Below are 26,862 nucleotides of genomic sequence, written 5' to 3'. Positions count from 1 at the left end.
CCCACCACTCCGCCGGTCGCCCGCCCCGGTGGCCACAGCCCCACCGGCCACCCGCAAACCTGCCACCCCGTCCCCATCACCGGCTCCCGCCGGCACGGACACCCGATCACCCCACCCCCACCACGAAGGAACATCTCGCATGCGCGTCACCGCCTACGCGGCCCCCGCCGCCGGCCAGCCCCTGGCCCCCATCACCATCGAGCGCCGTGAGGTTGGCCCGAACGACGTCCTCATCGCGATCGAGTACGCCGGCATCTGCCACTCCGACATCCACACCGTCAACGGCGACTGGGGCCCCCAGCCGTTCCCGGTCGTGCCCGGCCACGAGATCGTCGGGCTGGTGACCGAGGTGGGTTCCGACGTGAGCCGCCACCAGGTCGGCGACCGCGTCGGCGTCGGCTGCATGGTCAACTCCTGCGGCGAGTGCACCAACTGCCGTCGCGGTGACGAGCAGTACTGCCTCGAGGGCATGGTCGGCACCTACGCCGCCACCGACCGCGACGGCACGACCACCCAGGGCGGTTACTCCACCCACGTCGTCGTCGACGCCGACTACGTGCTGTCCGTGCCGCAGGGACTCGACCCGGCTGCTGCCGCTCCCCTGCTCTGCGCCGGCATCACCACCTACGCCCCGCTGCGCCACTGGAACGCCGGCCCCGGCAAGAAGGTCGCCATCGTCGGCCTCGGTGGCCTCGGCCACATGGGCGTCAAGATCGCCCACGCGCTGGGTGCGGAGGTCACGGTGCTCAGCCAGTCGCTGAAGAAGCAGGAGGACGGCCTGCGCCTCGGCGCCGACCACTACTTCGCGACCTCCGACCCGTCGACCTTCGAGCAGCTCGCGGGCCGGTTCGACCTCATCGTCAACACGGTCAGCGCGAAGATCGACCTCGACGCCTACCTCGGCCTCCTCGCCGTCGACGGCACGCTGGTCAACGTCGGAGCCCCGGCGGAGCCGCTCAGCGTCAACGTGTTCTCGCTGATCGGTGCCCGCCGCTCGTTCGCCGGCTCCATGATCGGTGGCATCGCCCTGACCCAGGAGATGCTGGACTTCTGTGCCGAGCACGGCATCGGCGCCGAGGTCGAGGTGATCTCCGCGGACCAGGTCAACGAGGCCTACGAGCGCGTCCTCGCCTCCGACGTCCGCTACCGCTTCGTCATCGACACGGCCACGCTGGCCTAGTCGCGGGTGCCCACGGCGAGGGCGATGGCGCGCGGGTAGTCGACGCCACCGCCCTCGTCGAGGCGGGCCACGTCGTAGACCCGACCTGTCTCGACGTTCCAGGCCAACACCCACGACCCGTCGTAGCCGCTCGAGCGGAACAGCACGGTCGACGGGTCGGCCCAGGACAGCACCGTGCAGCACTCCTTCACGCGGCCCGTCCTGCCGTCGGGCGACTCCGGCGCGAGCAGCACGCGCCCGCTGCGCGCCTGCGCATCCACGGCGACGAGCCCCTGGTAGATCGGACCGTTGCCGCGCACGATCACCGGTGAGGTGACGTCCTGGTCGAAGTACGCACCGCTGGCCGCCCAGCGCCCTGCCGAGACCGTCTCGCCGGCCAGCTCCGTGACGGGCAGGGCGACGCCCCGGACCACCTCGGGCGGCACCGCGGTGCGCTCCGCCCGTGGCGAGGGCTGATCGAGGTCGAGGGACCAGGCCTCCCGGGCCGTGCGGGCGACCACGGTGCGCCCGGGCCCCCACCCGACCACCTGGAGGTCCGCCGCCGGCACCGCGTACCGGTCGACGGCGCCGCTGCGCAGGTCGAGGCGCACGACCGCTCCGGGCTGGGCGAAGACCACATAGCTCCCCTCGGGGCTGATCGCCTTGGGCCCCAACGGAACTCCCTCATTGCCGCCTGCATCCCGGGTCGGCAGCAGGTCGAGGGTGTCGACGACGACCTGCGGGTGGTCCTTGGGCACGAGCACGGCGCGGTAGTGGGTGCCGGCCCGTCGCAGGTAGACGGCGACCACCGACCCGGGTGGCGCCGCGAGGGTCGACAGCCGCACCGCCCGGGCCTCCGGGTCGATGACCGACGGCAGGCCCGCGTCGTAGTCGGGCAGGCGGTTCTCCTCGCCCTCGAGCGGCATCTCGGCGTACACCGTGCCGTCCGGCAGCTTCTGCATAGCCGCCGTGGTGGTCGTCGTGGGCGTCGTGGGCGACGGCGTGGGCGTGGTCCCCCGGCCCGCCCCCTGCGCGACCGCCACGACCACGCCCAGCGCAGCCACGCCGGCGACCGCCGAGACCGCGCGTCGCCGACGGACCCGACGCCGGGCCAGCGCAGCCCGCCAGGACCGGTCGGCAAGGTCGACCTCCACCACGTGCCGGCTGGCGTGGTCGAGCAACTCGGTCACGTCCTGGGCGGGGTACAGGTCGTGCAGCCGCGCGACCGCCGTCCGCGTCGACCGCGTGACGTCCGGCACCGCGCCGCCCACCACCTCGGCCACCTGCGCCTCGCTGCGCTCCTCGAAGTACCTGAGCACGAGCAGCGCCCGCTCCCTGGGCGCCAGCTCGCCGAGCACCCCGCGGACGTCGTCACGGACCCCGCGTGCAGCCGAGACGGCGTCGCGGTAGACCTCTCGGCGGACCGCGGTGTCGGCGTCCTCACGCACCCGTTCCCACCGCCGCGCCACGGTGGCGAGCGAGCCCTCGAGCACCCGCTCGGCCAGCTGCCGCTCGCCGCAGACGAGGTGGGCCGCCCTCAGCAGCTGGTGCTGACGGGCCCGCACGTACCGCGCGAAGTCGGGGTCCACCTCTCGCTGCATGGCACCTCCGTCCGGGCCTCAGGTGCGCACCGAGGGATGTCGCGGTCGCCACCGGGGTTCGTCACCCCAGTAGGCCACGGATGGGTGGCGGCGTCAGCAGCCGAGCAGGCGCGACCCGAGGTAGGTCTCGACCTGGTCGAGGGCGACCCGCTCCTGAGCCATGGTGTCGCGCTCGCGGATCGTCACCGCCTGGTCGTCGAGGGTGTCGAAGTCGACGGTGATGCAGAACGGCGTGCCGATCTCGTCCTGGCGACGGTAACGACGGCCGATGGCGCCCGCGTCGTCGAAGTCGATGTTCCAGTGCTGGCGCAGGGTGGCGGCGAGGTCGCGGGCCTTGGGCGACAGGTCGGCGTTGCGCGACAGCGGCAGCACCGCGGCCTTCACCGGGGCGAGGCGCTTGTCGAGCTTGAGGACGACACGCTTGTCGACCCCGCCCTTGGTGTTGGGGGCCTCGTCCTCGGTGTAGGCGTCCACGAGGAACGTCATGAGGGAGCGCGACAGGCCGGCTGCCGGCTCGATGACGTAGGGCGTGTACTTCTCGCCGTTGGCCTGGTCGAAGTAGACCAGGTCGGTGCCCGAGTGCTTGCTGTGCGTCGTGAGGTCGAAGTCGGTGCGGTTGGCGATGCCCTCGAGCTCGCCCCACTCGCTGCCCGCGAAGTTGAAGCGGTACTCGATGTCGACCGTGCGCTTGGAGTAGTGGCTCAGCTTCTCCTGGGCGTGCTCGTAGTGGCGAAGGTTGTCGGGGTTGATGCCGAGGTCGGTGTACCAGCGGGTGCGCTCGTCGATCCAGTACTGGTGCCACTCCTCGTCCTCACCCGGCTTGACGAAGAACTCCATCTCCATCTGCTCGAACTCGCGGGTGCGGAAGATGAAGTTGCCCGGGGTGATCTCGTTGCGGAAGCTCTTGCCGGTCTGGGCGATGCCGAACGGCGGCTTCTTGCGCGCCGACTGCATGACGTTGAGGAAGTTGAGGAAGATGCCCTGCGCGGTCTCGGGGCGCAGGTAGTGCAACCCCGACTCGTCCTCGACGACACCGAGGTGGGTCTTGAGCAGGCCGGAGAACTGGCGCGGCTCGGTCCACTGGCCGCGGGTGCCGCAGTTGGTGCAGGCGATGTCGACGAGCTTGACCTCGTCGGGGTCGGCGATGCCCTTCTTCTCGGCGACGGCCTCCTGCAGGTGGTCGGCGCGGAAGCGCTTGTGGCACGACAGGCACTCGACCAGCGGGTCGGAGAACGTCGCGACGTGGCCCGACGCCTCCCACGTCTGGCGGGGCAGGATCACCGAGGAGTCCAGGCCCACGACGTCGTCGCGGCCGGTGACGGTGGACTTCCACCACTGCCGCTTGATGTTCTCCTTGAGCTCGACGCCCAGCGGGCCGTAGTCCCACGCCGACCTCGTGCCGCCGTAGATCTCGCCGCACGGGAACACGAACCCGCGGCGCTTGCAGAGGGAGACGACGGTGTCGACGGTGGAGGGCGCAGCCATGCGGAGAAGGTTACTGTGCGACCGCCGGCCGCTCGACGGGGTATGCCGCGGGCGAGGGACCCCGGGCCGCACCCTCTAGGGTTTGGCGCGTGTCCTCCCTGCGTGAGTCCATCCAGCGAGCCAGCCTTCCCGTCGTCCAGCGGCTGAACGCGCTGCCCCGAGCGGTGCCCTTCCTCGCCATCCTGGCGCTGATGGTCGCCGGCATCTTCGTGCCCGGCTGGGGCTGGCTGCTCCTGCTGCTGGTCGTGCTGTTCCTGCTGTGGACCCTGTACCTCGCGTGGCCGGTGCTGGAACCGGTGCCACGCCTCATGCGCGCCACCATCGTGCTCATGGCCGTGGCCATCACGATCACGCAGGCCTTCCCCCGGAGCTGACGCCAGCCGCGTTTTGACAATGGTTCTCATTTGCGTTGAGAATCGTGGTCATGCCCCACCGTCGCCTGCTCGGCCCCGCCGCCGCCGCCGTCGCCCTGGCCCTGACCAGCGCGTGCGGCAGTGGTCTCGGAGGGTCGGACTCGGGCAAGGTCACCGTCGCGGCAGCCTTCTACCCCCTCGAGTACGCCGTCAGCCAGGTGGGAGGCGACCTCGTGGAGGTCGAGCCGCTCACCAAGCCCGGCGCGGAGCCGCACGACCTCGAGCTCAACCCCCGACAGGTCGCCGACGTGGCCCTGGCCGACCTCGTCGTCTACGAGAAGGGCTTCCAGCCCGCAGTCGACGACGCCGTCCGCAGCGAGGCCCGGCACACCGCCCTCGACGTCTCCGCCGCGGCCCGGCTCGACCTCACCGCAGCGGACGAGACCGAGGCCCACCCCGGTCACGACGACCACGCGGCCAAGGACCCCCACTTCTGGCTCGACCCGATGCGCTACGCCGACGTGGGCGACGCGATCGGCGTGGAGCTGGGGCGCCGCGACCCGGCGCACGCCGCGACGTACACCGCCAACGCCAAGGCGTTCCGCGCCTCGATGACCTCCCTCGACCGGCAGTTCCGGGCCGGGCTGCAGGACTGCCGGGTCAAGGACCTGGTCACCTCGCACGCCGCGTTCGGCTACCTCGCCAGGGCCTACGGGCTCACGCAGCAGAGCATCACGGGCCTGACCCCCGACGCCGAGCCGGGCCCGGCGGCGCTGGCCGACATCACCGACCGCATCGAGCGCAGCGGGGCGACGACGGTCTACGCCGAGACGCTCGTCAGCGAGGACGTCGCCCGGACCCTGGCACGCGAGACCGGTGCGAGACTGGCCGTGCTGGACCCCATCGAGGGCATCACCACCGCGTCCGCAGGCCGCGACTACCCCGCCGTCATGCGAGCCAACCTCGCCACCCTCGTAGCAGGACAGGAGTGTTCGTGAACAGCACAGCACCCACCACCGCGGCCGACGCGGCTCCCGCAGGGGCTCCCGTCCTCGAGCTGAGCCACGCCTCCTTCGGCTACGCCGACCAGGCGGTCGTGCAGGGTGCCGACCTCACGGTCCGGGCCGGCGAGGTCGTGGCCGTCCTCGGGCCGAACGGGTCGGGCAAGTCGACGCTGGTGCGGGGGCTGCTCGGGCTCAACGACCGGCTCGGCGGCGAGGTACGGCTCTTCGGCACGCCGCGCGAGTCCTTCCACGACCACGGCCGGCTCGGCTACGTCCCGCAGCGGCACACGCTGTCCGCCTCGGTGCGGGCGACGGTCGAGGAGATCGTGGCCGTCGGGAGGCTGTCGCACCAGCGGTGGTGGTGGCCGGTCCGTCGCGCCGCGCACGACCAGGAGGTCATTGCCCGCGCCCTCGAGGTCGTGGGCCTGTCCGACCGTGCCGACGCGGACGTCTCCACCCTCTCCGGCGGCCAGCAGCGGCGGGTGCTCATCGCCCGCGCCCTGGCGTCGGAGCCCGACGTGCTGCTCATGGACGAGCCCACCGCCGGCGTCGACGCAGCGAACCAGCAGGTGCTCTCGACGGTGCTCGCCCGGCTGCGGGAGCGCGGCACCACGATGGTCATCGTCACCCACGAGCTGACCGCCCTGGCCGGCATCGTGTCGCGCATCGTCCTCGTCCAGGGCGGGCGGATCGCGTTCGACGGCACCCCCGACGAGTTCGCCACGCGCACAGGGCAGTTCACGCCCGACCACCACGACCACCACGAGCACGACCACGACGAGGTCGACCCGCGCCCCCGCGTCCGGGGCACCCCGACCTCAGGGCCGCTCGACCCACGGGGAGGCATCCGGTGACCGAGCTCCTCTCGCTCGACTTCATGCGCCAGGCGCTTCTCGCCGCGCTGCTCGTGGGCATCGCCGCGCCGCTCGTGGGGGTGTTCCTCGTGCAGCGACGGCTGTCGCTCATCGGCGACGGGATGGGCCACGTGGCCCTCGCCGGTGTCGCCGTCGGCCTGCTCACCGGCCAGGCCCCCGTCCTCACGGCCCTGCTCGCCGCCGTGGCGGCCGCCGTCGCCATCGAGGTGATCCGCGGCCGGGGCCGCACCAGCGGCGACATCGCCCTGGCCGTGATGTTCTACGGCGGCATCGCCGCCGGCGTCGTCATCATCGCCAAGTCCCCCAGCAGCAGCCCCGCCAACCTCACCGCCTACCTCTTCGGGGCCATCACCACGGCCGACCAGCACGACTTGTGGGTCTTCGCCGGGCTCGCGGTCGTGGTCCTGCTCGGGACGTGGCTGCTGCGGCCGTGGCTGTTCGCCGTGGCCAACGACGAGGAGTACGCCCGCGCCAGCGGCCTGCCGGTCACGGGGCTCAACATCGCCCTCGCGGTGCTGACCGCGGTCACCGTCGTGGTGTCGATGCGGGTCGTCGGCCTCCTGCTCATCAGCGCCCTCATGATCATCCCCAACGCCACCGCCCAGCTGCTCGGCCGCAGCTTCCGGGCGTCGGTGCGCTGGGCCGTCCTCGTGGGCGTCGTCTCCAGCGTGGGCGGCGTCGTCGCGTCGTTCTACGCAGAGACGCCGTCCGGCGGCACGATCGTGCTCTTGGCCATCGGCTTCTTCGTCGTCGTCGCCACGGCGAGCGCTGCAGTCGCCCGGGCCCGCGCGGCCCGGCACCGGCGGGCCGAGCGCCACGACCACGAGCACGGGCCCGGCTGCGGCCACGCCGCCGTCGCCCACGACGACCACGTCGACTACGTCCACGACGGCCACCTGCACGCCCCCCACGAGGGGCACTACGACGAGCACGCCCACGCGCACGACCACACCACCGACCACACCACCGAACAGGCGAACGACCACGAGCCGGCCGCGGGTGGCCACGAACCGAAGGAGGCTGCACCGCGATGACCGGGGTCCAGGACCGCACCGCGACGACCGAGGGCGTCGAGGCGCCGCGCCGACCGACACGGCAACGAGCGGCCGTCGCTGCGCTGCTCGCCGGCACCGGCGAGTTCCGCTCGGCCCAGGAGCTGCACGCGCTCCTGCGGGCCGGCGGCGACAAGGTCGGCCTCGCCACCGTCTACCGCAACCTGCAGTCCATGGCCGCCGACGGCGAGATCGACATGCTGCGCACCGACGACGGGGAGGCCGTCTACCGCGCCTGCTCGACAGGTCACCACCACCACTTGGTGTGCCGCGACTGCGGCCGCACGGTCGAGGTCGAGGGCCCCACCGTCGAGGCGTGGGCGACCAGGGTCAGCGCCGAGCACGGCTTCACCGACGTCCACCACACGCTGGAGATCTTCGGCACCTGCGCCGACTGCTCCCGCTGACTCAGCCCGTCGAGAGGTCCACCGCGCCGCCGTAGCGGCGGTCGCGCTCGGCGTACTCCTGGATCGCCTGCCACAGGTGGCGGCGGTCGTAGTCGGGCCACAGGGTGTCCTGGAAGACCATCTCGGCGTACGCGCTCTGCCACAGCAGGAAGTTGCTCGTGCGCTGCTCCCCCGAGCTGCGCACGAAGAGGTCGACGTCGGGCATGTCCGGCTCGGGCAGGTGGCGGGCGATGGTCTTCTCGTCGATCGACCCGGGCCTGAGCGTGCCCCGCTGCACCTGCTCGGCGATCCGCTGCACGGCATCGGCGATCTCGGCGCGACCGCCGTAGTTGACGCAGAAGTAGAGGGTCAGCCCCGTGTTGTCCTTGGTCAGCTCCTGGGCGGTCTCGAGCTCCTTGATCACCGAGCCCCACAGCCGCGGGCGCCGCCCCACCCAGCGCATCCGCACGCCCCACTCGTGGAGCTGGTCGCGGCGGCGGCGGATCACGTCACGGTTGAACCCCATGAGGAAGCGCACCTCGTCGGGGCTGCGCTTCCAGTTCTCGGTCGAGAACGCGTAGGCCGACAGGTGGCTCACACCGATGTCGATGGCGCCGGCGACGACGTCGAGCAGCGCCGCCTCCCCCGCCTCGTGTCCCTTGGTGCGCGGCAGTCCTCGCTGGTTGGCCCAGCGGCCGTTGCCGTCCATGACCATCGCGACGTGGCGCGGCACCAGCTCCCCCGGGAGCGCGGGGGGCTGGGCGCCGCTCGGGTGCGGGAAGGGCTTCGGGTAGGCAGCGCTCACGCCTGGGCCGCCTGCGCCGCGGCGTGCGCCTGGTCGACCTTCTCCACCGCGGCGAGCGGCACGGCCGACCAGGTCACGCGGGAGTCCACCTGGGTCTGGGCGTCGGGGTCTCGTCGGTCCACGAGGCGCAACGATCGCACACCGCGCTCGAGGTGCCACTGCAGGAAGGCGCTGGCCAGGGTGCTGCCCTCGCGCCGGTGCCGCCCTGTCGAGGCGTCGGCGACCGACCAGTCGCCGGCGAGCAGTGCGGCCAGCAGGGACAGCGTCTCCGGGGCCGGCGCGGCCGAGCCGGGCGGGCGGCACACGGGGCACACGGTGCCACCGGCGGCGAGGTTGAAGGCGCGGTGCGGTCCGTGGGCACCGCAGCGGGCGCAGTCGTGGAAGCTCGGCGCCCACCCGGCGACGGCCAGGGCCCGCAGCAGGTAGGCGTCCAGGACGAGGCCCGGGTCGTGCAGGCCCTCGGACATCGACCGCAGCGCCCCCTGGAGCAGGAGGTACTGCTGGACGTTCGGCTCGCGCTCCTCGGTGAGCCGGTCGGCCGTCTCGAGCATGGCCGCCGCAGCCGTGTAGGTCGTGTAGTCGCGGGCGAGGACGTCACCCCAGGAGGCGAGCGACTCCGCCTGCGTGACGGTGTCGAGCGTGCGTCCCTCGTAGCACTGCACGTCGACCCACATGGCCGGCTCGAGGCGAGCGCCGAACCGGCTCTTCGTGCGCCGTACGCCCTTGCCCACCACGCGCACCTTGCCCAGCCCCCGCGTGAGCAGGGTGACGATGCGGTCGGCCTCGCCCAGCTTCTGGGTGCGCAGGACGATGCCTTCGTCGCGGTACAGGGGCATGCGGCCATTGTCCCCCACGGCAGCAGCGACGCCGGGAGGCCGTGCCGCAGGGTGTCCGGCCATGACCGACTGGCGGCAGGACCGGGTGGGCGCCGCCCTCCGGGGCGACAACCCGACGGTGCTGCGGCGGCTGGGCGCGGGGTTCGCGGTGGTCGGCGACGTGCAGTTCCTGCCGGGGTACTGCGTGCTCGTCACCGACACCCCGGGCGTCGACCGGCTCACCGACCTGCCGCGCCCGCGACGGGTCGACTTCCTGGCCGACCTGGAGCTGCTCGGCGAGGCGGTGGAGACCGTGTGCGCAAGGCGGGACCCGGCGTTCCGGCGCATCAACCTGGAGATCCAGGGCAACCACGACGCGTTCCTCCACGCCCACGTCTGGCCGCGCTACGACTGGGAGGGCCGCGACCACACGTGGCGCCCGGTGGCGCTGCACCCCATCGAACGGTGGCGTGACCCGGCCCCCGACACGGTGCTCGGACCGCAGCACGATGACCTACGGGCCGAGCTCACAGCCGAGCTCGACCGGCTGTGCGTGGCCGCAGGCCGCTGAGCGCCAGCCGGGCCGGCCCGAGCAGGCCCGAGCGCCCGACCGGGACCACCGACGCCGCGAGCGCCACGAACAGCGGCGCGTAGACCAGCAGGTAGCGCGAGCGCCCCTGGAAGACCAGCGTGAACAGGACGATCGCCGCGACCGACGCCACGACCAGCGCCACGTCGCGCCGGTAGGGGCGCACCACCAGCCCCAGTCCTGCGGTGAGCAGCACCACGAGCCACAACCCCTGCGTGAGCCCGGCCCGGACGGCGTAGTGGGACCCCAGCGGGTGGCTCCACGAGACGACCCAGGACGTCAGGGGCCCGTGCCTCGGCACCGGCGTCGAGGCGTCCGACCCCTCACCCCATGCCCAGAACATGCCGTCGCCGAGGTTCCAGGTCAGCTTGTTGGCCGCGAACGTGGCGTAGCCCGAGGGTCCGAGCTCGTGCAGGCGCTGGTCCAGCGCGTTGTCGGACCAGCTCGCCAGCTGGGCGGGGTCGAGGTGGACGGTGCTGGCGACCATCTGCGCGTTGTACGCGCCGTAGCGGACCGTGTTGCCGTACGTCGGGGTCATGCCCATGGCGATCCACCACGACAACGGGGGCGTCCTGCTGGTGTCGACGCGGGCGAGCTCGAGCCCCGACGCCTCGGACAGGCCCGTCTTCACCCCGGACGACACCCCGAGGAACGCACCGGCCGACACGAGCAGGACCACGCCTACGGCTGCGGCGCGACGTGGCTGGCGCACCAAGCTCACGAGGACGACGGCACCGAGGGCCAGGGCGCCCGCCATCGTCGCCACCGGGGTCGTCTTGAGGACGTACCCGACCGTGAGGGCGGCGATCGCCGCGACGCCCAGGGCCACGGTGGCGACCCTGGAGGAACGGGACGCGGCCGTGAGGGCGAGGGCGGTGGCCAGGATGGGCCACGGCAGCGTCACGATGTCGGTGTAGGGCACCGTCACCCACGGGGACAGCGCAATCAGGGCGATGCCCGCGACCTGCGCGGCGAGGCCCGCCAGGACGCCGCGGAGCCGGCGCACCACCACGTAGGTGCTCTGCAGCGACACCCCCACGCACAGGGCGTTGATGACGGCGAAGACGGTCCGCTGGTCCCACCCGAGCATCCCGTGCAGCTCGAAGCTCATCCGGGACACGGCGGCGAACGGCACCTGGTTGGAGTAGCGCGAGAGGTAGCGGTAGTAGAAGAGCGGGGCCGGTCCCTGCGCCAGGCGGCTGCCCAGGTTGGACATGGCCTTGGCGTCCCAGCCCACCGGGTAGACGAGGTTGAGGGCGACCACGAGGCAGGCGGCGGTACCCAGCAGGGTGACGACCACCGAGGCCCAGCCCGCCCTCCGCCCGAGCCAGCGCACGGCCCGGGAGGTCACGAGTCGGCGGCGCACCGCGACCAGCACCAGCCAGAGTGCGGCGAAACCGCCGAACCCGGCCCACACCCAGGCGTGGTCGTAGGGGATGTTGGGCTCACGGGGCACGAACAGCGCCACGACCACGGCCGCCAGGAGCACTGCGCCAAGGACCCTGAAGACGCCTGTCCCCACCGCTCCCTCGAACTGGTTCGGTGCGCGCACGGACATCGCCTCCTCCCTCGACCCTTGGAGCGTAGGCCCCTGACCTGAGGAAATGGAAAGAGCGGTGCCACGGAACGGCCGGGCGGCCGACCGGCACGACGGCGCCGGCCAGCGCGATGAACACGGGGGCGTAGACGAACAGGTAGCGGGAGCGCCCCTGGAGGACCAGGGTGAAGACGATGATCCCGACGGCCGAGACGACCAGCAGCGCCACGTCGCGGCGGTAGGGCCGCACGAGCAGGCCTGCGCCGGCGGCCAGCAGCACGACGAGCCACAACCCCTGGGTCAGCCCGGCCCGCACGCCGTAGTGGTCGCCTGCGGGGTGGTCCCACGACACCACCCACGCCGTGAGCGGTCCGTGTCGCGGCACCACGCTCGCACCATCCAGCCCCTCCCCCCAGGCCCAGAACATCCCGTCGCCGAGGTTCCACGCCACCTTGTCCGCGGCGAACTGCGCGTACCCGCCGGGCCCGAGGGCGCCCAGCCGGTGGTCCAGCGTCTCGCGGGAGTAGCGGTCGATCTGGGGCCCGTCCATCGACGCGATGGCGGTCACCATGGTCGGGTCGTACGCGCCGTAGCGGGGTAGCCCGCTCGGTGCCCTCCTCGTCAGGCCCATGGCCAGCCACCACGAGAGCGGCGGGGTCAGGCTCGTGTCGACCCGCGCGAGGTCGAGACCCGTGGAGTCGGACAGCGCCACCCGGAGGCCGGACGAGAGCCCGAGGAAGGCACCCGTCGACACCAGCAGCACGAGAGCAGCGGTCGCCGCCCTGCGACGGTCACGAAGCCGGCTGAGCAGCACCAGGACGCCCAGCGCGAGCAGTCCGGCGACGGTCGCCACCGGTGTGGTCTTGACGACGTACCCGAACGAGAGGACGGCAACCGCGACGACCCCCAGCGTCACCGCGGCCACGCGGGAGGGACGGGTCGCTGCCACCAGCAGCAGCGCCGTGGCCGCGATCGGGACCGGCAGGGTCACGACGTCGGTGTACGGGACGGCGACCCACGGCGAGACGGCCAGGAGTGCCAGCCCCGCCACCTGCGCCGCCAGGGCGGCCAACGCGCCGCGAACCCGGCGGACGACCACGAACACGCTCTGCAGCGTGACCCCCACACAGACGGCGTTGAGCACGGCGAAGACCGTCGTCTCCTGCCACCCCAGGGCACGACCGAGCTGGAAGGACGTCTTGGTGAGCGCGGCGAACGGCACCTGGTTCGGGTAGCGCGACAGGTAGCGGTAGTAGTAGTCCGGGACGGTGCCGCCGGTGCCAGTGCCGGCGCCGGTGCCGGTGCCGCCGGCGCCCTGGTCGAGACGGCTGCCGAGGTCCACCAGCACCCTGGCGTCCCAGCCGAACCGGTAGCCGAGGTTGAGGGCGACGACGAGAGCGGCTGCCATACCCAGCCCGGTCAACGCCCAGGCGACCACACCGGACCGACGGGCCACCCAGCGGACGACACGCGACCTCCCGAAACGGCGCCACGCCACGACCGCGACGAGCCAGGCCGTCCCCCACGCGACGAAACCCACCCACACCCACGTGCGGTCGTAGGCAAGGTTCGGCTCCCGGGGGAACAGCAGGGCCACGACGACGACAGCGACCAGCACCGCGCCCAGGGCCCGGAACACCCCGGTACCCACAGCCCGCTCCGCCTTGTTCGACGCCCACCCCAGCATCGGCAGCTCCCTCGCCCCCGACAGTAGGCCCCCGACCTGAGCGGAGGGGAAGAACCACCTCGCACCACTAGAACAGGTGTTCGAACATGGGTTATCCTCGCCGCATGGGCATGGCACTCCAGGGCTCGCTCCTCGACACCGCCGACGAGATCGAGCTGCACGGTCTCGACCACCGGCTGACCCGCACGCAGCTGGGACGCGGTGCCTGGGTCGACTACCGGCCGGGCTGGCTGACCGGGGCGGAGCAGCTCTTCGACGCGCTCCACCACGAGGTCCCCTGGTACGCCGAGAAGCGTGAGATGTACGAACGCGTGGTCGACGTCCCGCGGTTGCTCAAGTTCTACGGCGAGGGCGAGGCACTCCCCCACCCCGTCCTCCACGACGCCCGCGAGCAGCTGAGCCGCTGGTATGCCGCCGAGCTCGGCGAGCCCTTCGTCACCGCCGGGATGTGCCTCTACCGGGACGGCCGCGACTCGGTGGCCTGGCACGGCGACCGGATCGGGAGGTCGAAGAACCTGGACACCATGGTGGCCATCCTGTCGGTGGGCTCGGCACGCCCCCTGATGCTGAGGCCGAGGGGTGGTGGCGAGTCGATCGGCTTCTCCCTCGGGCACGGTGACCTCGTCGTCATGGGTGGTTCGTGCCAGCGCACCTGGGACCACTGCATCCCCAAGTCGACCGCGGCGGTCGGGCCGCGCATCTCGATCCAGTTCCGCCCCCGCGGGGTCCGCTGACTGCGTGTCGCGTCGCCTCGCAGGTGGTCTCCGGGGTGGGCGACGCGACGCCCCCGCCGGCACCGGTGATCACCTCGCCGGCACAGGACCAGGTCGTCAGGAGCACCAGCGTGACGATCCGGGGCACCGCCGTCCCCGGGCTCGAGCTCAGCGTCCGCGGGTGGGAGTCCGGCGAACCACTGTGCACCGCGCAGTCGGTCGTCGCAGCAGCCGACAGACCTGGTCGTGCAGCCTGGACCCGCGCATCCTCGACTTCGCCAAGGGCAAGCGGACCGAGTTCCACGTGACGACCTGGGCCTACGACGAGGTGGGCAACCGCGCCGTCACGCCCATGCGGGCATTCGTCCTCGACCTGAGGACGGCCGCAGCGCCCGAGCCTGCACCGTCCCCCAGCCGCCCCGCCTCCGCGGTCCCGGCGTCGGTGGGGTCCGCGGCGCCGGCCGGGACACCGGCTGCGGCACCCGAGCTGGCCAACACGGGTTCGTCCACCGCCCCCGGGGTGGCGCTCGCGCTGCTGCTCATCGCAGTCGGTGTCGGCCTCACCAGCGCCTCCCGGAGGCTCCTCCCGACCGAGGGGTGACGTGGGTGGGCGGACCCGTCAGCGGCCCGCCCACCGGGTCAGGCCCGCCCACCCGGTCGGGCCTGACCCGGGTCAGGCCTGGTCGCGCAGTGCGCGGTTGACCGCGGACAGCACCGCCGTCAGCGACGCCTTGACGATCGAGCTGTGCAGGCCGACGCCCCACAGGACCCGGTCGCCCACGGCGCACTCGACGTACGCGGCCGCGCGAGCGTCGCCACCGGCCGACAGGGCGTGCTCGGCGTAGTCGAGGACGCGCACGTCGATGCCGAGGGTCGACAGGGCGTCGATGAAGGCCGCGATCGGGCCGTTGCCCGTGCCCTCGACCTGCACCTCGACGCCCTGGTCGAGCATCGTGGCGACGATGCGGTCGGCACCGCCGGCCTGGCTCTCCAGCGCGTGGCTGACCGGCGTGAACCGTCCCCACGCGTTGGCCGCGCCGTCGACGGCGGGCAGGTACTCGTCCTCGAACACGCTCCACAGCTCGGCCGGGCTGACCTCGCCGCCCTCGGAGTCGGTCTTGGCCTGCACGACACCGCTGAACTCGATCTGCAGGCGGCGCGGCAGGTCGAGCTGGTGCTCGGCCTTGAGGATGTAGGCGACACCACCCTTGCCGGACTGGCTGTTGACGCGCACGACGGCCTCGTAGGACCGGCCGACGTCGTGCGGGTCGATGGGCAGGTAGGGCACACCCCAGACGAGCTCGTCGATCGGCTTGCCCGTGGCCGCCACCTGGCGGTCCATGTCCTCGAACCCCTTCTTGATGGCGTCCTGGTGCGAGCCGGAGAAGGCCGTGAACACCAGATCGCCACCCCAGGGGTGCCGCTCGGGCACCGGCAGCTGGTTGCAGTGCTCGACGGTGCGCCGGATCTCGTCGAGGTCGGAGAAGTCGATCTGCGGGTCGATGCCCTGGCTGAACAGGTTCATGCCCAGCGTGACCAGGTCGACGTTGCCCGTGCGCTCCCCGTTGCCGAAGAGGCACCCCTCGATGCGGTCGGCGCCCGCGAGGTAGCCCAGCTCCGCCGCCGCGACCCCGGTGCCGCGGTCGTTGTGCGGGTGCAGCGACACCACGATCGACTCGCGGCGCTCGAGGTGGCGGGTCATCCACTCGATCGAGTCGGCGTAGACGTTGGGGGTCGCCATCTCGACGGTGGCCGGCAGGTTGATGATCATCTTGTGGTCAGGTGTCGGGTCGATGACGTCGATGACCTCGTTGCAGATCCGCACGGCGAACTCGAGCTCGGTGCCGGTGTACGACTCCGGGCTGTACTCGTAGTAGACGACCGTGTCGGGGACCGTCTCCTCGAGCTTGCGGCACAGGCGGGCGCCCTGGACCGCGATGTCGACGATGCCGTCCTGGTCGAGGCCGAACACCACGCGCCGCTGCAGCACCGAGGTCGAGTTGTAGAAGTGGACGATGGCCTGCTTGGCCCCGCGGATCGCGTCGAACGTGCGCTCGATGAGGTGGTCGCGGCACTGCGTCAGCACCTGGATCGTGACGTCGTCGGGGATCATGTCGTCCTCGATGAGCATCCGCACGAAGTCGAAGTCCGTCTGGCTGGCCGAGGGGAAGCCGACCTCGATCTCCTTGTAGCCCATGCGCACCAGCAGCTCGAACATCCGCTTCTTGCGGTCCGGGCTCATGGGGTCGATGAGCGCCTGGTTGCCGTCGCGCAGGTCGACCGCGCACCACCGCGGCGCCTTCTCGAGGACCTTGGTCGGCCAGGTGCGGTCGGGCAGGTCGATGCTGATCTGGTCCTGGAACGGCACGTACTTCGCGACCGGCATGCCCGAGGGCTGCTGCGGGTGGATCATGGTGTCTCGCCTATCGATTCGTTGCTGGTGGCTCTTTCAGAGGCTCAGCCAGGGCAACGCTACTCCGCGACGAGGGGCGGCTGATCGGTCAGGCCCCGCCGCGGCGGCGAAGGAGGAGGCGCTGCATACGCACCCTCGGAGGGTATGCCGCGCTGTCGCCGTACGTCCATCGCACGGGACGCTCCGCCCACGATCCGGACGTAGTGTCCGACCCGGTCACCGTCCGCGCACCAGGTGCACCACGGCGACCAGTGCACCGAGGACCGCGCCCACCATGCCGAGGACGAGGGCGCAGCGCACGACGAGGTCCCAGTCGAAGCCGGCCCCGCCCAGGTCGAACGGGAAGACCTGCCACAGGCGCACCATGGCGGCGAGGCCCACCGCGTTCTGCACCAGGTCGCCGAATGCCCTCAGCCGGAAGTGAAGCAGGACCGCGGACACGACGTTGGACACCAGGCCGACCGCCAGCGAGGCGTTGACCAGGCCGAGCACCAGCCGGGTGTCGGCGGTGAGAAACGGCACGACCTGCCAGCCGGGTGCGACGTTGACCCACCAGAGCAGGGCGGCGTTGACGACGGCGCCGATGACGAAGCCGAGCCTGCGGCCGACGTCCGACCGCCGGGCCGCCGCCCGGGGCCTCCCGGCCGAACGGCTGCCTCGGACCTGTGGCTGGGACACGGTGGACCTCCCCCTCGGTGTGGCGCGGTGCCCCCTCAGGTCACCGCGCCCCGCCCGGCCCCGTTAGGGCCAGAGGTCCGTGTCACGCACCCGGTGAGACGCTCGCGCCGCGGAGGTCGTCGAGGGTGCGGGTGGAGATGACCGGCGACCGCAGCAGCCAGAGCACCGAGAGCGACCCGCCCACCGCGGCCACCACCATGGTCGGGGCGAGGCCGATCCACTCCCCCAGCAGGCCGCCGACGATCGCGCCCGCTGGGCGGATCCCGTAGTTCACGGTCGAGAACGCGCCCGTCACGCGGCTGCGGATGCCGTCCGGGGTCACCGCGGTCATGAGCGCGTTGAGCGGGATGTCGAGGCACATCACGCCGACCGAGGAGAGCAGCTCGACCAGGGCGACCACGCCGGCGCGCGACCAGGTCGGTCCCTGCGCGAGCGGCATGAGGGCGAACGGCGCGGAGAAGAGGACCGCGCCGACCGCGATGGTGCGCCCGAGCCCGATCCTGCGGGACAGCGGCCCGGCGAGGACCGTCCCCGCGAGCCCGCCGCTCGCCCCGATGCCCAGGGCCAGGCCGATGAGCCCCGGCGAGAGGCCGAGCTCGCGGCTGGCGTAGAGGACCACGAGCGCGCCGGCCATGAGGTTGAACAGGTTGATGGTGGTGGCACAGGCGAGCGAGGCCCGCAGGTAGGCGTCACGGAGCACCAGCGCCATGCCGTCCCGCGCCCGGCCGAGCAGGCTGGCACCGCCGCCGTCCGCCACCGGGGGGTCGGCCACCCGCACCCGCCCGATGAGGACCGCGGAGATGGCGAAGGTGACCGCGTCGACGAGCATGGCCATCGGCGCGGTGACCGCCTGGACCAGCCCGCCCGCGACCGCCGGGCCGGCCACGAAGGAGGCCGACCGGGTGCCGCTGAGCAGGCTGTTGGCCTCCACGAACTGGTCGCGGCGCACGAGTGCGACGAAGAAGCTCGGGTACGCCGTCTGGTAGAGCACCTGCCCCAGGCCGGCCACCAGCGCGACCGCGAACAGCTGCACCAGCGTGATGGCGCCGAGCACGTGGGCCACGGGCAGGGTGAGCAGGACCGCGCAGCGCAGCACGTCGGCGAGGACCAGCAGCCGTCGCTTGCGCGGCTGGTGGTCGACCCAGGAGCCGACGAACAGGGACAGCAGGTTGGGCGCCCACACGGCAGCGGTGAGCAGGCCGACGGTCGAGGCGCCGGCGTGCAGGGTGGTCACGGCGATGAGCGGGACGGCGAGCTCGGTGATGCGGTCGCCGAACTGCGAGATCCCCTGCCCCGCCCAGTACGTCGCGAACCTGCGGTCCCGCCACAGCGGCGTTGTCATGCGGGTTCCCCCGTCGGTTTCGGGGCCTCGGGCAGGACGTAGCGCAGCAGGCGCACGGCGCGAGCGCCCGCTTCCGGCCCGTGGGCGGAGCCGGCCCCGCCTCGGACGTACGGCGCGAGGACCTCCTCGATCGCGGCCTCGATCCCGGCCAGCTCGTCGGCCGTCACCACGACCGTGGTGTTGGACAGGCCCGCCGAGCGCCGCCACTCGTCCTCCAGCAGGGGCTCGGCCTCGCGCGCCCAGCGGTCGGGCAAGTCGCGGGCCTGGTCGAACAGGACGCGCGAGAGCAGCATGGCGGCGTCGCCGCCGGCGTCGTCGGTGGGGGTGAACCGGAAGCCGGGGCCCGAGGCCTCCCACCAGCGCTGCCTGCCGTCCGAGCCGACCTCGGCGTCCCTGACTAGGCCGTGCTCGGCGAGGTGCCGCAGGTGCCAGCTCGTGACCGACGGAGTCGCGCCCACCTCTGCCGAGAGCGCGGTCGCGGTGCTGGGGCCGTGGCGCTGGAGTCGGCTGAGGATCGCCAGCCGCGTCGGGTGCGCGAGGGCACGCATGCCCCGTGGCGTGAGCTCGATGTCGCCGTACGGGTTGGTCACGGGTTCACCTCGATGTGAGAGAGGCATTTCGAGAGAACTCTCTCACACACGGGAGCACTCCGACAGACCCGAAAACCTCGTGCGGACCCGCGGGCCCCCCGGCACGATGACCCCCATGGACCTGCCCCCCGACCTCGTGACCCGCCCGTTGGCGATGGCCGACGCCCGCGCCATGTTCGACCTGTTCGCCGCTTCCGAGCGCGCGGACACCGGCGAGGTCGCGATCGAGCCCGAGGACATCGAGAGCGACTGGCAGCGCCCCAGCTTCGACCTGGAGCAGGAGAGCGTCGGCGTGTTCGACGGCGAGACCCTCGTCGCCGCCGCAGAGGTCTACCGCACGCGCCGCGCCGAGGCGACGGTGCACCCCGACCACCGCGGACGTGGCCTCGGCACCTGGCTGGCCCGGTGGGTGGAGGACTGCTCGCGGCTTCGGGGCGGGACGCTGGTCGGCCAAACCGTGCCCGTCGGCAGCGCTGCGGAGCGGCTCTTCCGGTCCCTCGGCTACCGCGAGGGCTGGACGTCGTGGGTGCTCGTCGTCCCCGAGGGCGCGACCATCGAGCCGCAGCCGCTCCCCCACGGCTACACCCTGCGCGACCTGGTCCCCGGGCAGGACGACCACACCGCCCACCAGCTGGTCGAGGACGCGTTCAACGAGTGGCCCGACCGCCAGCCGACCGCCTTCGACGACTGGGCCGCACGCACCGTACGGCGTCCCGGCTTCGAGCCCTGGCAGGTCAGGTTCGCCGTCGACCCCGAGGGCACACCGGTCGGGGTCGCCTACCTGATCGTCACCGAGGGGTGCGGGTACGTCGACCAGCTGGCCGTCCGTGCCGACCAGCGTGGCAAGGGCCTGGCCCGCGCGCTGCTCGCCGACGCGTTCGCGCGGGCCCGCGACCACGGGGCCACCCGCAGCGAGCTGTCGACGGACTCACGGACCGGGGCTCTGCCCCTCTACGAGCACGTCGGGATGGTGGTCAGCAAGACCTTCCAGCACTGGATGACCGACGTCTAGCTCAGGCCGGCCCCCGGACAGTGCCCGCGCCCGCTCCGGACGCATCCGTGGCTCGGTGGAAGCGAAGGTACAGCGACGGGACCACGAAGAGGCTGAGCAAGGTCGAGGTGACCAGTCCCCCGAGGATTACGACCGCCAGGGGATGCTCGATCTCGTGGCCGGGTCGCTGACCGAGCACGACCAGAGGCACCAGGGCCAGACCCGTCGCCAAGGTGGTCATGAGGATGGGCGCGAGCCGTTCACGTGCCCCGCGGAGGACCAGGTCGAGCCCGAACGGCACGCCCTCGACCTCCTCTAGGTGCTGGCAGTGGTTGATGAGCAGGATGCTGTTGCGCGCGGCGATCCCGAAGACCGTGAAGAAGCCCACGAGGGAGCCGATGGAGAGGACACCGCCCGCCGCCCAAGCCGCCAGCACCCCACCGACCAGTGCCATCGGCAAGGTCAGGAAGACGAGCATGGCCAGTCGGCCACTGCGCAGGGAGGTGAGGAGCAGCAGGAGGATGGCGGCGGCGGCCACCAAGGACGACGTCAGCAGCCGGCTCTGGGCGGCCTGCCTCTCCTTGTATTCCCCCAGGACCTCGGCGTGGTAGCCACGGTCGAACGAGACGCCCTTCAGCTTGCCGTTGAGCTCCTTGACGACCGAGCCCAGGTCGCGGCCCTCCACGCTCGCGCCGACGTCGAGACGGCGGGAGTCGCCTTCGCGCTCGATGGCGTTCGGGTTGGGGCGGACGGCCACGGTCGCCACGTCCTTGAGCAGAACCCGCTTGCCGGACGGGGTGTCGATCGGCAGCTGCTCGAGCGACGACACGTTGGACCGCGTCTCCGGCGTGCTCCAGACCACGACGTCGTAGGCGCGACCAGCCCGGAAGATGTCGCCGACCTCCTCGCCGGCCACGATGGTGGCTGCGGCGCGGCGGACGTCGCCCGGCTTGAGTCCGTAGGCGCGAGCCCGGTCGAGGTCGACCTCGACCTCGACCTGGGGAACGTCGAGGGAGATGTCGGTGTGGGCATCCTTGACGCCGTCGATCTGTGAGAGCAGGTCGAGGATCTCGGCGGACTTCTGCCGAAGCACGGTGAGGTCCTCGCCGTACACGCGGATGATGACCGGCTCCTTGCCGCCCGTCAGGACCTCCTCCACGCGCTCGTCGAGGTACGTCTGCACCTCCGCGAACAGGCCGGGGTACTTCGCTGCCACGGCGTCGATCTGGTCACGGACTTCCTTGTAGTCGGCATCGGGCTCCAGGCTGATCCAGTTCTCGCCGAAGTTGACTCCGAAGACCTCCTCGCCGAGCAGCGCCTGCCCGATGTGGGCGCCGAAGCTGCGGACCCCGGGGATCGCGCGGATCTCCTTGCTCACCGCCGTCGTCGTCCGAGCGGTCTCGGTGTCGGACGTGCTCGGCACCCCCACCCAGTGCATCAGGAAGTCGCGTTCCTGGAAGGCCGGGAAGAGGCTTTGGCCGAGTCCCGCGCCCACGCCTATGCCCAGCACCGTCACGAGTGTGGCGGCGGCATAGACCCCACGGGGGCGCCGCACGATGCGGCGGAGCGAGGCGGTGTACCAGCGCTGCAGCCAGCGGACCACCGGTGAGGACCGGCGCTCGATCGGCGTGCGGTGGAGCAGGATCAGGCACAGGGCGGGAGTCAGGGTGAGGGCCACGAGCATGGACGCCGTGATGGCCAGGGTGTACGACACGGCCAACGGCTGGAAGAACGCGCCCGTCAGGCCCGTGAGCAGGAAGATCGGGATCGAGGCGGCGATGATGATGAGCGTGGCGTAGACGATCGGGCTCCGGACCTCCAGTGAGGCCCGCAGGATGACGGACGCGGTCGACTCCGAGCTTCCCTCCAACCGCGAGGCACGCAGCCTCCGGACGATGTTCTCCGCATCGATGATGGCGTCGTCCACGACGGCGCCGAGGGCGATCACCAAGCCGGCCAGCGTCATCGTGTTGATCGTGGCTCCCCGCCAGTCGAGCACCAGGATCGTGATCACGAGGGAGAGCGGGATCGTCAGGAGGCTGATGAGGGCGACCCGCCACTCGAAGAGGAACAACATCAGGATGGCCACGACCAACAGGAAGCCGAGGACCAGCGACTTCGAAAGGTTGGAGATCGCCAGCTTCACGAAGTCGGCCTGCTGGAAGACGTGCGTGTCGAAGGTGACGTCCGGCAGCCCCGGCTGGAGCTCCGCGATGGCCTTCTCCACCCCGTCGGTGAGCTGCAGGGTGTTCGCCCAGGGTAGCTTCTCGACGACCAGCAGGATGCCGGGCTCGGAGTTCACGACGGCATCGCCGATGAGTGGCTGGTGCACCTCCGCGACCACGCCGAGCTCGCCGAGGGTGGTCGCACCGGCCGTGCCCTCGACCGGCACCTTGGCGAGGTCCGCGGGCGTGACGATGGGCAGCACGTTCCTCACGGGCAGGCGCTGGTTCGCGTTCTCCACGATCCCGCCGGTGCCGATGACGCTGCCCGCGGAGAAGCGCAGCAACCCGGAGTCCAAGGACGCCGAGGTCGTCTCCATGACCTGGTCGAGGGTGACGCCGTGCCTGGCCAGTTTGGGCGGCTCCACCTGCACCGTCATCAGCTGGAGGCGCTCGTTCCAGATCGCGACGTTGGCCACACCCGGCACCTGCAACAACCGTGCCCTGATGTTCCAGTAGGCACTCATCGACATCGCGATGAGCGAGTCGTTCTTGGAGGTCATGCCGATGTGCATGGCGCGGCCCGTCGCCGAGACCGGGGCGAGGATCACCGGCGGCGCCGCCCAGGTGGGAAGGCTGGGCGAGATGATGGCGAGGCGTTCCTGCACCAGCTGCCGGGCCCGGAGCAGGTCGGTGTCGGCGGAGAACAGCAACTCGATGGAGGACAGCTGCGGCACGGACCTCGACCGCATGTCGTCCAGGCCCCGCAGGCCGTTGAGGCCCTGCTCGAGCGGCACGGTCACGAGCTCCTCGACGTCGGAGGTCGACAGCCCGACGCAGGCCGTCTGGATCACGACGCGTGGCGGCGCGAACTCCGGGAAGACGTCGACCCTCATCTGCGGCACCGACGCCACACCGAGGACCATGAGGGCGACGGCCCCGGCCACGACGATGTAGCGCAGGCGCAGGCTGGTCCCCACGATCCAGCGGATCGGCGACTTCCCCCAGGTCATTGCTCGCCGTCGATCTCGAGCTCGGCACCGAGGACCTCCGGCGCACCGACGACGACCACCTGGGTGCCGGCGGTCGGGCCGGCACTCAACGTCGCGTTGGCACCGGAGATCGAGGCGACCGTCACGGGGACCCGCGTGTACTCGCGCTCGCCGGTGGCCGCGTAGGCCCACGTGGTGCCGTCGAGGTAGTAGATGACAGCGTCGTACGGCATGGTCAGCTGTCCGTTGGCGCCGTTCCTGGTCACCGCCGCGGTGGCGACGCCGAGCGCCTCAGCGGCCTCCCTGCTGAACGTCACCTTCTTGACGTCCGAGTTCTCGATGTCCTCCACGACGGCAGCCGGCACGTCGTTGACTGCCGCCTCGGTGGCTGTGCACCCGGCCAGGACGGCCGTCATCAGCAGGCCCGCAGCGGCGGTACGGCGGTTCGAGGTGCTCATTTCTGGGCTCCCTTCGGAATCACGGCGAGTGGAGATGGGCCGGTTGGTGTGAGTGGAGCTGCCGCCGGCGGCAGCCCGAGAAGGGCTGGGAGCACGAGGAGGACGACGAGCCCACTCGTGATGGAGCCGGCGATGAGGGTCAGCGCAAACGGCTGCAGGAGCTCGGCGCCCGGCCGACCGCCCAGCACGGCAGCCGGGAGGAAGGCCAGCGCGACCACCGCACTCAGGCGCAGCACCGGGTTGACCCGAGTCACGGCCGTCCGGGCCAGGGTGCCGACGGAGCGGTCCGTCGGCGGCGCGGACCGCACGAATGAGAGACCGCCCAGGAGGGTGAGGAGGCTGGCTGCGAAGAACCCGAGCAGCGGCCCAGCGGTGGCCACCCCTCCGACCAGTGGCGCCACCAGCACGGCCCCGACCCCGCCGAGGGGGCAGGCGAGGACCAGCAAGGCAGCCTGGCGCCAGCCGCCCACGGCGGCTTGGAAGACCAGGAGCATCGCGAGCAGGGCAGCGAGGGCCAGTGCAACGGCGCGGCGCACGTCCACCTGCTGGTCCATTGCCGCGCTCAGCACCTGGAGGTGGGCCTCCGGGGGCATGGGCACCTTGGCGGCCGCGGCGCGCACGTCAGCCAGCGTGTCGCCGACTCCGCGGCCGGAGATGTCGGCGACCACGTCCATCGTGCGCATGACCTGTTCGTGCTCGATGGAGGCCGGCTCAGGCTCCACGGTGAGCTTCGCGACGTCACCCAGTCGCACCTGGCGGCCGGACGAGGTGTCGATCTTGAGGTCGGCCAGGGCGGACAGGTTGGCCCTGATGGTCGGCGTGCCCAGGACGACCACGTCGAACACCTTGGCCTGCTCGTACAGGTTGCCGACCGTCAGACCCGACGCCAGCGTCGTTGCCTCGCGACGGACGTCTCCCGGCCTGAGCCCGTACCTCTCGGCTGCTGCCAGGTCGACCTGGACCTTGACCGTCGGCTGCTTGGGCACCTCTTCGACGCGCGGAGCGCGTACTCCCTCGACGGAGGTGAGGGAGGTGACGACGGCCCGGGCCGCCTCGTCCAGACCCGCGGGGTCCTGACCGAAGAGCCGGACCACGAGGTCGGCGCCGGTTCCCGTGCGCGCTGCGGCGACGCGGTCGGCGGAGTAGGTCACGAGCTGCGTCTTCACCCCGGCGTACCGAGAGGCCGTACGGTCGATCGCCTCGCGGGTCGCGTGGTAGTCGGCGTCGTCCGAGATGGTGATCCAGAGCTCGCCGGAGTTGACGTCGCCGAGCTGGTCAGACGTGAGCGCACGACCGAAGTGCCCACCCACGGCGCGCACACCGGGAAGGGAGCGCAGGTCAGCGGACAGGCGTCCAGCGACCCGGGTCGCCTCGGTCAGGGAGGTGCCTTGGGCGGTCTCGACGTGCATCAGCAGGTCCAGGTCACGGGCTGCCGGGATCATGGAGTCGTGGCTGCCGACGATCTGCGGGACCGCCGCGAGCCCGGCCAGCAGCAGCACCGCGACCGTCCCCCACACCAACCTCCTGCCGGACGCGAACCGGTTCACGAGACCCGACACCGGTCGGTGCGCCCAGCGCAGGAGCGGACCGGTGGTGCCACCGGCCCCCGGGCGAAGCACGAGGGTCATCAGGGCAGGGGTGACGAGCAGGCCCACCGCGACCGACAGTGCGAGGGTCAGGAGCAGGGTGGTCGCCACCGGACCGGCGAGGGCGGTGGTGAGGGGCCCGAGGACCATCACCGGCGCGATCGCCAGGGCTGCCGCCAGCACCACGATCAGGGCCGCGCCCTGGCTGTGGGCGATGGCATCCGTCAGCGCCTCGCGGAGCGGCACCGGCGAGCCGTCATCGTGGCGACCGGCCAGCCGACGCTGCGCCTCCTCGATGTCGGTGACCGCCACCGCCAGGATCACGACGAGCGCGACGACCAGTCCTGCCAAAGTCATGCTGGTCAGGGTCGTCCCGCGCAGGTACAGGACGTAGACGGCCGCCACGGCGGACACTGCGACGCTGGAGGCCACCACGAGCGCGGCTCGCCAGGACCAGAAGAGGAAGAGCACCGCCATCACGACGGCGGCGAAGCCTGCCCCGAGCGCCCACCCCACGGTGTGCCGTGCACTGTCGATGAAGGAGGCCGGCCTGAAGACGGAGGTGTCGACCGTGATCCCGCCCAGCCCTGCCTGCAGCCCGGACATCGCCTCCTCGACCGCCTTGGTCACCTCCTGCGTGTCCGCATCCGGGAACTTCTGGATGACCAGGAACAGCGAGGGGTCGGCGTCCACGGCGTCCCCGATGAGCGGCTGGTGGTCCTCGACGACCTCGGTCACGTCTCCGAGCCGCGTGGGTGTACGGGCATCCTCGATCGAGATCTTGCCGAGGCTCTCGGCCGTCGTGATCGGCAGCACGTGCTGGACGGCGAGGCGCTGGTTCGTCCCCTCGATGAACCCTCCGGTGCCGGGGGTGGACGCCTCGACGAAGGTCAGGGGCGAGACCCACAGCGCGTTCCCCGTGGTCTCGATGACCTGCGTCAGCGAGACGTCACTGTCGTGGAGCCGTTGCGGATCCACCCGCACCTGCAGCTGGCGGTCTCGCTGGCCGTAGATGGCCACGTTGGCGACACCCGGGATCCCCATCAGGCGGGGTCGGACCTTCCACCGGGCGAGTACCGACATGTCGATGAGGGAGACGGTCCTGGAGGTCATCCCGATCATCGCCACCCGACTGACCGAGGCCAGGGGCTCGACCATGATGGGCGGTGTCCCGACGGCCGGCAGCGCGTGGGCCTGCGTCAGCCGCTCCTGCACCATCTGGCGGGCGGAGTAGATGTCGGTCCCCTGCTCGAAGACGATGTCTATGGCGGACAGTCCGGGCTGCGACCGTGAGTGGATCCGATCGAGCCACGGGACACCGTTGAGGAGGTCCTGCTCGAGCGGGACGGTGATCAGCTGCTCGACCTCTGCTGCCGACAGGCCCAGGGCTTCGGTCTGCACCTGCACCGACGGCGGCATGAACTCGGGGAGGAAGTCCGTCCTGGCGGACCCCATGGACGAGATGCCCATGATCAGCACACCGACGGCTGCCGCGATGGACAGTCTTCCCACCCGGGGGTTGGCCCCGAACACCATCCCCCTCACCGGGACCACCCCGAACGGTGCGAACCGGGACACCGCGTCCCTGC

At 71.7% G+C, this 26,862-nt stretch carries 23 protein-coding genes; 10 read left to right on the top strand and 13 right to left on the bottom strand.

What is annotated here, in order from left to right:
• Positions 1 to 139: 139 nt before the first annotated feature.
• Entirely contained in the window at positions 140 to 1,180 is a 1,041-nt protein-coding gene (locus ABEA42_RS18170) for an NAD(P)-dependent alcohol dehydrogenase (RefSeq protein ID WP_345505292.1), read from the top strand.
• Here ABEA42_RS18170 and ABEA42_RS18165 read toward each other — a convergent pair.
• Positions 1,177 to 2,760, bottom strand: coding sequence for a SigE family RNA polymerase sigma factor (locus tag ABEA42_RS18165; RefSeq protein WP_345505291.1), 1,584 nt, complete (start codon positions 2,758 to 2,760; stop codon positions 1,177 to 1,179). The genes ABEA42_RS18170 and ABEA42_RS18165 overlap by 4 nt on opposite strands.
• Positions 2,761 to 2,853: 93 nt before the next feature.
• Positions 2,854 to 4,245 (bottom strand): glycine--tRNA ligase, encoded by a 1,392-nt coding sequence (locus ABEA42_RS18160; protein WP_345505290.1) that lies wholly within the window; start codon positions 4,243 to 4,245, stop codon positions 2,854 to 2,856.
• 89 nt (positions 4,246 to 4,334) lie between these two features.
• Here ABEA42_RS18160 and ABEA42_RS18155 point away from each other — a divergent pair, with 89 nt between their 5' ends.
• The 5 genes from ABEA42_RS18155 to ABEA42_RS18135 are packed head-to-tail and all read left to right on the top strand — an operon-like array spanning position 4,335 to position 7,936.
• Complete coding sequence (locus ABEA42_RS18155) at positions 4,335 to 4,619, top strand: DUF6703 family protein (protein WP_345505289.1); 285 nt, start codon at positions 4,335 to 4,337, stop codon at positions 4,617 to 4,619.
• Positions 4,620 to 4,669: 50 nt separating this feature from the next.
• Positions 4,670 to 5,596 (top strand): metal ABC transporter solute-binding protein, Zn/Mn family, encoded by a 927-nt coding sequence (locus tag ABEA42_RS18150; protein WP_345505288.1) that lies wholly within the window; start codon positions 4,670 to 4,672, stop codon positions 5,594 to 5,596.
• On the top strand, positions 5,593 to 6,456 hold the full coding sequence (locus ABEA42_RS18145; protein ID WP_345505287.1) for a metal ABC transporter ATP-binding protein: 864 nt from the start codon (positions 5,593 to 5,595) through the stop codon (positions 6,454 to 6,456). Before ABEA42_RS18150 ends, ABEA42_RS18145 begins: the two co-directional genes overlap by 4 nt.
• Complete coding sequence (locus tag ABEA42_RS18140) at positions 6,453 to 7,511, top strand: metal ABC transporter permease (RefSeq protein ID WP_345505286.1); 1,059 nt, start codon at positions 6,453 to 6,455, stop codon at positions 7,509 to 7,511. Before ABEA42_RS18145 ends, ABEA42_RS18140 begins: the two co-directional genes overlap by 4 nt.
• Complete coding sequence (locus ABEA42_RS18135; protein ID WP_345505285.1) at positions 7,508 to 7,936, top strand: Fur family transcriptional regulator; 429 nt, start codon at positions 7,508 to 7,510, stop codon at positions 7,934 to 7,936. Before ABEA42_RS18140 ends, ABEA42_RS18135 begins: the two co-directional genes overlap by 4 nt.
• 1 nt (position 7,937) lies before the next feature.
• On the opposite strand, the gene ABEA42_RS18130 is transcribed toward ABEA42_RS18135, so the two are convergent.
• On the bottom strand, positions 7,938 to 8,720 hold the full coding sequence (locus ABEA42_RS18130; RefSeq protein ID WP_345505284.1) for an isoprenyl transferase: 783 nt from the start codon (positions 8,718 to 8,720) through the stop codon (positions 7,938 to 7,940).
• Positions 8,717 to 9,556, bottom strand: coding sequence for a DNA repair protein RecO (recO, locus tag ABEA42_RS18125; protein WP_345505283.1), 840 nt, complete (start codon positions 9,554 to 9,556; stop codon positions 8,717 to 8,719). Before recO ends, ABEA42_RS18130 begins: the two co-directional genes overlap by 4 nt.
• A gap of 61 nt (positions 9,557 to 9,617) precedes the next feature.
• Between recO and ABEA42_RS18120 the strand changes: the two genes are divergently transcribed.
• Entirely contained in the window at positions 9,618 to 10,106 is a 489-nt protein-coding gene (locus tag ABEA42_RS18120; RefSeq protein WP_345505282.1) for a diadenosine tetraphosphate hydrolase, read from the top strand.
• Here the strand turns inward: ABEA42_RS18120 and ABEA42_RS18115 are convergent.
• Together ABEA42_RS18115 and ABEA42_RS18110 are read right to left on the bottom strand one after the other, a co-directional pair.
• Positions 10,063 to 11,613, bottom strand: a complete 1,551-nt coding sequence (locus ABEA42_RS18115; protein ID WP_345505281.1) for a glycosyltransferase family protein — start codon at positions 11,611 to 11,613, stop codon at positions 10,063 to 10,065. The two genes, ABEA42_RS18120 and ABEA42_RS18115, sit on opposite strands and share 44 nt — an antisense overlap.
• Positions 11,570 to 13,348 carry a glycosyltransferase family protein gene (locus ABEA42_RS18110; RefSeq protein WP_345505280.1) on the bottom strand — a complete coding sequence of 593 codons (1,779 nt, stop codon included), beginning with the start codon at positions 13,346 to 13,348 and terminating at the stop codon, positions 11,570 to 11,572. The genes ABEA42_RS18115 and ABEA42_RS18110 overlap by 44 nt, the downstream gene beginning before the upstream one ends.
• Before the next feature lie 104 nt (positions 13,349 to 13,452).
• On the opposite strand from ABEA42_RS18110, the gene ABEA42_RS18105 reads away from it, so the two are divergent.
• Both ABEA42_RS18105 and ABEA42_RS18100 read left to right on the top strand, forming a co-directional pair.
• The gene (locus ABEA42_RS18105; RefSeq protein ID WP_345505279.1) at positions 13,453 to 14,082 is read left to right on the top strand and encodes an alpha-ketoglutarate-dependent dioxygenase AlkB; all 630 of its coding nucleotides are present in this window, start codon (positions 13,453 to 13,455) and stop codon (positions 14,080 to 14,082) included.
• 160 nt (positions 14,083 to 14,242) lie between these two features.
• The gene (locus tag ABEA42_RS18100; RefSeq protein WP_345505278.1) at positions 14,243 to 14,662 is read left to right on the top strand and encodes a hypothetical protein; all 420 of its coding nucleotides are present in this window, start codon (positions 14,243 to 14,245) and stop codon (positions 14,660 to 14,662) included.
• 72 nt (positions 14,663 to 14,734) lie between these two features.
• On the opposite strand, the gene leuA is transcribed toward ABEA42_RS18100, so the two are convergent.
• The 4 genes from leuA to ABEA42_RS18080 all read right to left on the bottom strand — a co-directional run bounded on the left by leuA (position 14,735) and on the right by ABEA42_RS18080 (position 19,084).
• Entirely contained in the window at positions 14,735 to 16,474 is a 1,740-nt protein-coding gene (leuA, locus tag ABEA42_RS18095; RefSeq protein WP_345505277.1) for a 2-isopropylmalate synthase, read from the bottom strand.
• Between the two features lie 216 nt (positions 16,475 to 16,690).
• Positions 16,691 to 17,152: a hypothetical protein gene (locus ABEA42_RS18090; protein ID WP_345505276.1), complete on the bottom strand. Its 462-nt coding sequence runs from the start codon at positions 17,150 to 17,152 to the stop codon at positions 16,691 to 16,693.
• 82 nt (positions 17,153 to 17,234) lie between these two features.
• Positions 17,235 to 18,494, bottom strand: a complete 1,260-nt coding sequence (locus ABEA42_RS18085; RefSeq protein WP_345505275.1) for an MFS transporter — start codon at positions 18,492 to 18,494, stop codon at positions 17,235 to 17,237.
• Positions 18,491 to 19,084 carry an ArsR/SmtB family transcription factor gene (locus tag ABEA42_RS18080; RefSeq protein WP_345505274.1) on the bottom strand — a complete coding sequence of 198 codons (594 nt, stop codon included), beginning with the start codon at positions 19,082 to 19,084 and terminating at the stop codon, positions 18,491 to 18,493. The genes ABEA42_RS18085 and ABEA42_RS18080 overlap by 4 nt, the downstream gene beginning before the upstream one ends.
• Before the next feature lie 115 nt (positions 19,085 to 19,199).
• Between ABEA42_RS18080 and ABEA42_RS18075 the strand changes: the two genes are divergently transcribed.
• On the top strand, positions 19,200 to 20,096 hold the full coding sequence (locus ABEA42_RS18075) for a GNAT family N-acetyltransferase (protein ID WP_345505273.1): 897 nt from the start codon (positions 19,200 to 19,202) through the stop codon (positions 20,094 to 20,096).
• Between the two features lies 1 nt (position 20,097).
• Here ABEA42_RS18075 and ABEA42_RS18070 read toward each other — a convergent pair whose 3' ends face one another.
• From ABEA42_RS18070 to ABEA42_RS18060, 3 genes are read right to left on the bottom strand one after another with little or no spacing between them, the layout of a single operon-like run.
• The gene (locus tag ABEA42_RS18070; protein WP_345505272.1) at positions 20,098 to 23,250 is read right to left on the bottom strand and encodes an efflux RND transporter permease subunit; all 3,153 of its coding nucleotides are present in this window, start codon (positions 23,248 to 23,250) and stop codon (positions 20,098 to 20,100) included.
• A complete protein-coding gene (locus tag ABEA42_RS18065) occupies positions 23,247 to 23,687 on the bottom strand; it encodes a hypothetical protein (protein ID WP_345505271.1) in 441 nt (146 codons plus the stop codon). The genes ABEA42_RS18070 and ABEA42_RS18065 overlap by 4 nt, the downstream gene beginning before the upstream one ends.
• Positions 23,684 to 26,851: an efflux RND transporter permease subunit gene (locus ABEA42_RS18060; protein ID WP_345505270.1), complete on the bottom strand. Its 3,168-nt coding sequence runs from the start codon at positions 26,849 to 26,851 to the stop codon at positions 23,684 to 23,686. The genes ABEA42_RS18065 and ABEA42_RS18060 overlap by 4 nt, the downstream gene beginning before the upstream one ends.
• Between the last annotated feature and the right edge of the window lie 11 nt (positions 26,852 to 26,862).

Source organism: Pedococcus ginsenosidimutans (assembly GCF_039544395.1).
GTDB lineage: Bacteria > Actinomycetota > Actinomycetes > Actinomycetales > Dermatophilaceae > Pedococcus > Pedococcus ginsenosidimutans.
The sequence above is the reverse complement of the archived record's forward strand: the minus strand, read 5'-3'. Positions and strand labels throughout refer to the sequence as shown.

Bases quoted from the DNA above. Each gene is read 5' to 3' on its own strand.
- ABEA42_RS18170 (WP_345505292.1), top strand. From the start codon at position 140: ATGCGCGTCACCGCCTACGCGGCCCCCGCCGCCGGCCAGCCCCTGGCC.
- ABEA42_RS18165 (WP_345505291.1), bottom strand. From the start codon at position 2,760: ATGCAGCGAGAGGTGGACCCCGACTTCGCGCGGTACGTGCGGGCCCGT.
- ABEA42_RS18160 (WP_345505290.1), bottom strand. From the start codon at position 4,245: ATGGCTGCGCCCTCCACCGTCGACACCGTCGTCTCCCTCTGCAAGCGC.
- ABEA42_RS18150 (WP_345505288.1), top strand. From the start codon at position 4,670: ATGCCCCACCGTCGCCTGCTCGGCCCCGCCGCCGCCGCCGTCGCCCTG.
- ABEA42_RS18135 (WP_345505285.1), top strand. From the start codon at position 7,508: ATGACCGGGGTCCAGGACCGCACCGCGACGACCGAGGGCGTCGAGGCG.
- recO (WP_345505283.1), bottom strand. From the start codon at position 9,556: ATGCCCCTGTACCGCGACGAAGGCATCGTCCTGCGCACCCAGAAGCTG.
- ABEA42_RS18120 (WP_345505282.1), top strand. From the start codon at position 9,618: ATGACCGACTGGCGGCAGGACCGGGTGGGCGCCGCCCTCCGGGGCGAC.
- ABEA42_RS18110 (WP_345505280.1), bottom strand. From the start codon at position 13,348: ATGCTGGGGTGGGCGTCGAACAAGGCGGAGCGGGCTGTGGGTACCGGG.
- ABEA42_RS18105 (WP_345505279.1), top strand. From the start codon at position 13,453: ATGGGCATGGCACTCCAGGGCTCGCTCCTCGACACCGCCGACGAGATC.
- leuA (WP_345505277.1), bottom strand. From the start codon at position 16,474: ATGATCCACCCGCAGCAGCCCTCGGGCATGCCGGTCGCGAAGTACGTG.
- ABEA42_RS18085 (WP_345505275.1), bottom strand. From the start codon at position 18,494: ATGACAACGCCGCTGTGGCGGGACCGCAGGTTCGCGACGTACTGGGCG.
- ABEA42_RS18075 (WP_345505273.1), top strand. From the start codon at position 19,200: ATGGACCTGCCCCCCGACCTCGTGACCCGCCCGTTGGCGATGGCCGAC.
- ABEA42_RS18070 (WP_345505272.1), bottom strand. From the start codon at position 23,250: ATGACCTGGGGGAAGTCGCCGATCCGCTGGATCGTGGGGACCAGCCTG.
- ABEA42_RS18065 (WP_345505271.1), bottom strand. From the start codon at position 23,687: ATGAGCACCTCGAACCGCCGTACCGCCGCTGCGGGCCTGCTGATGACG.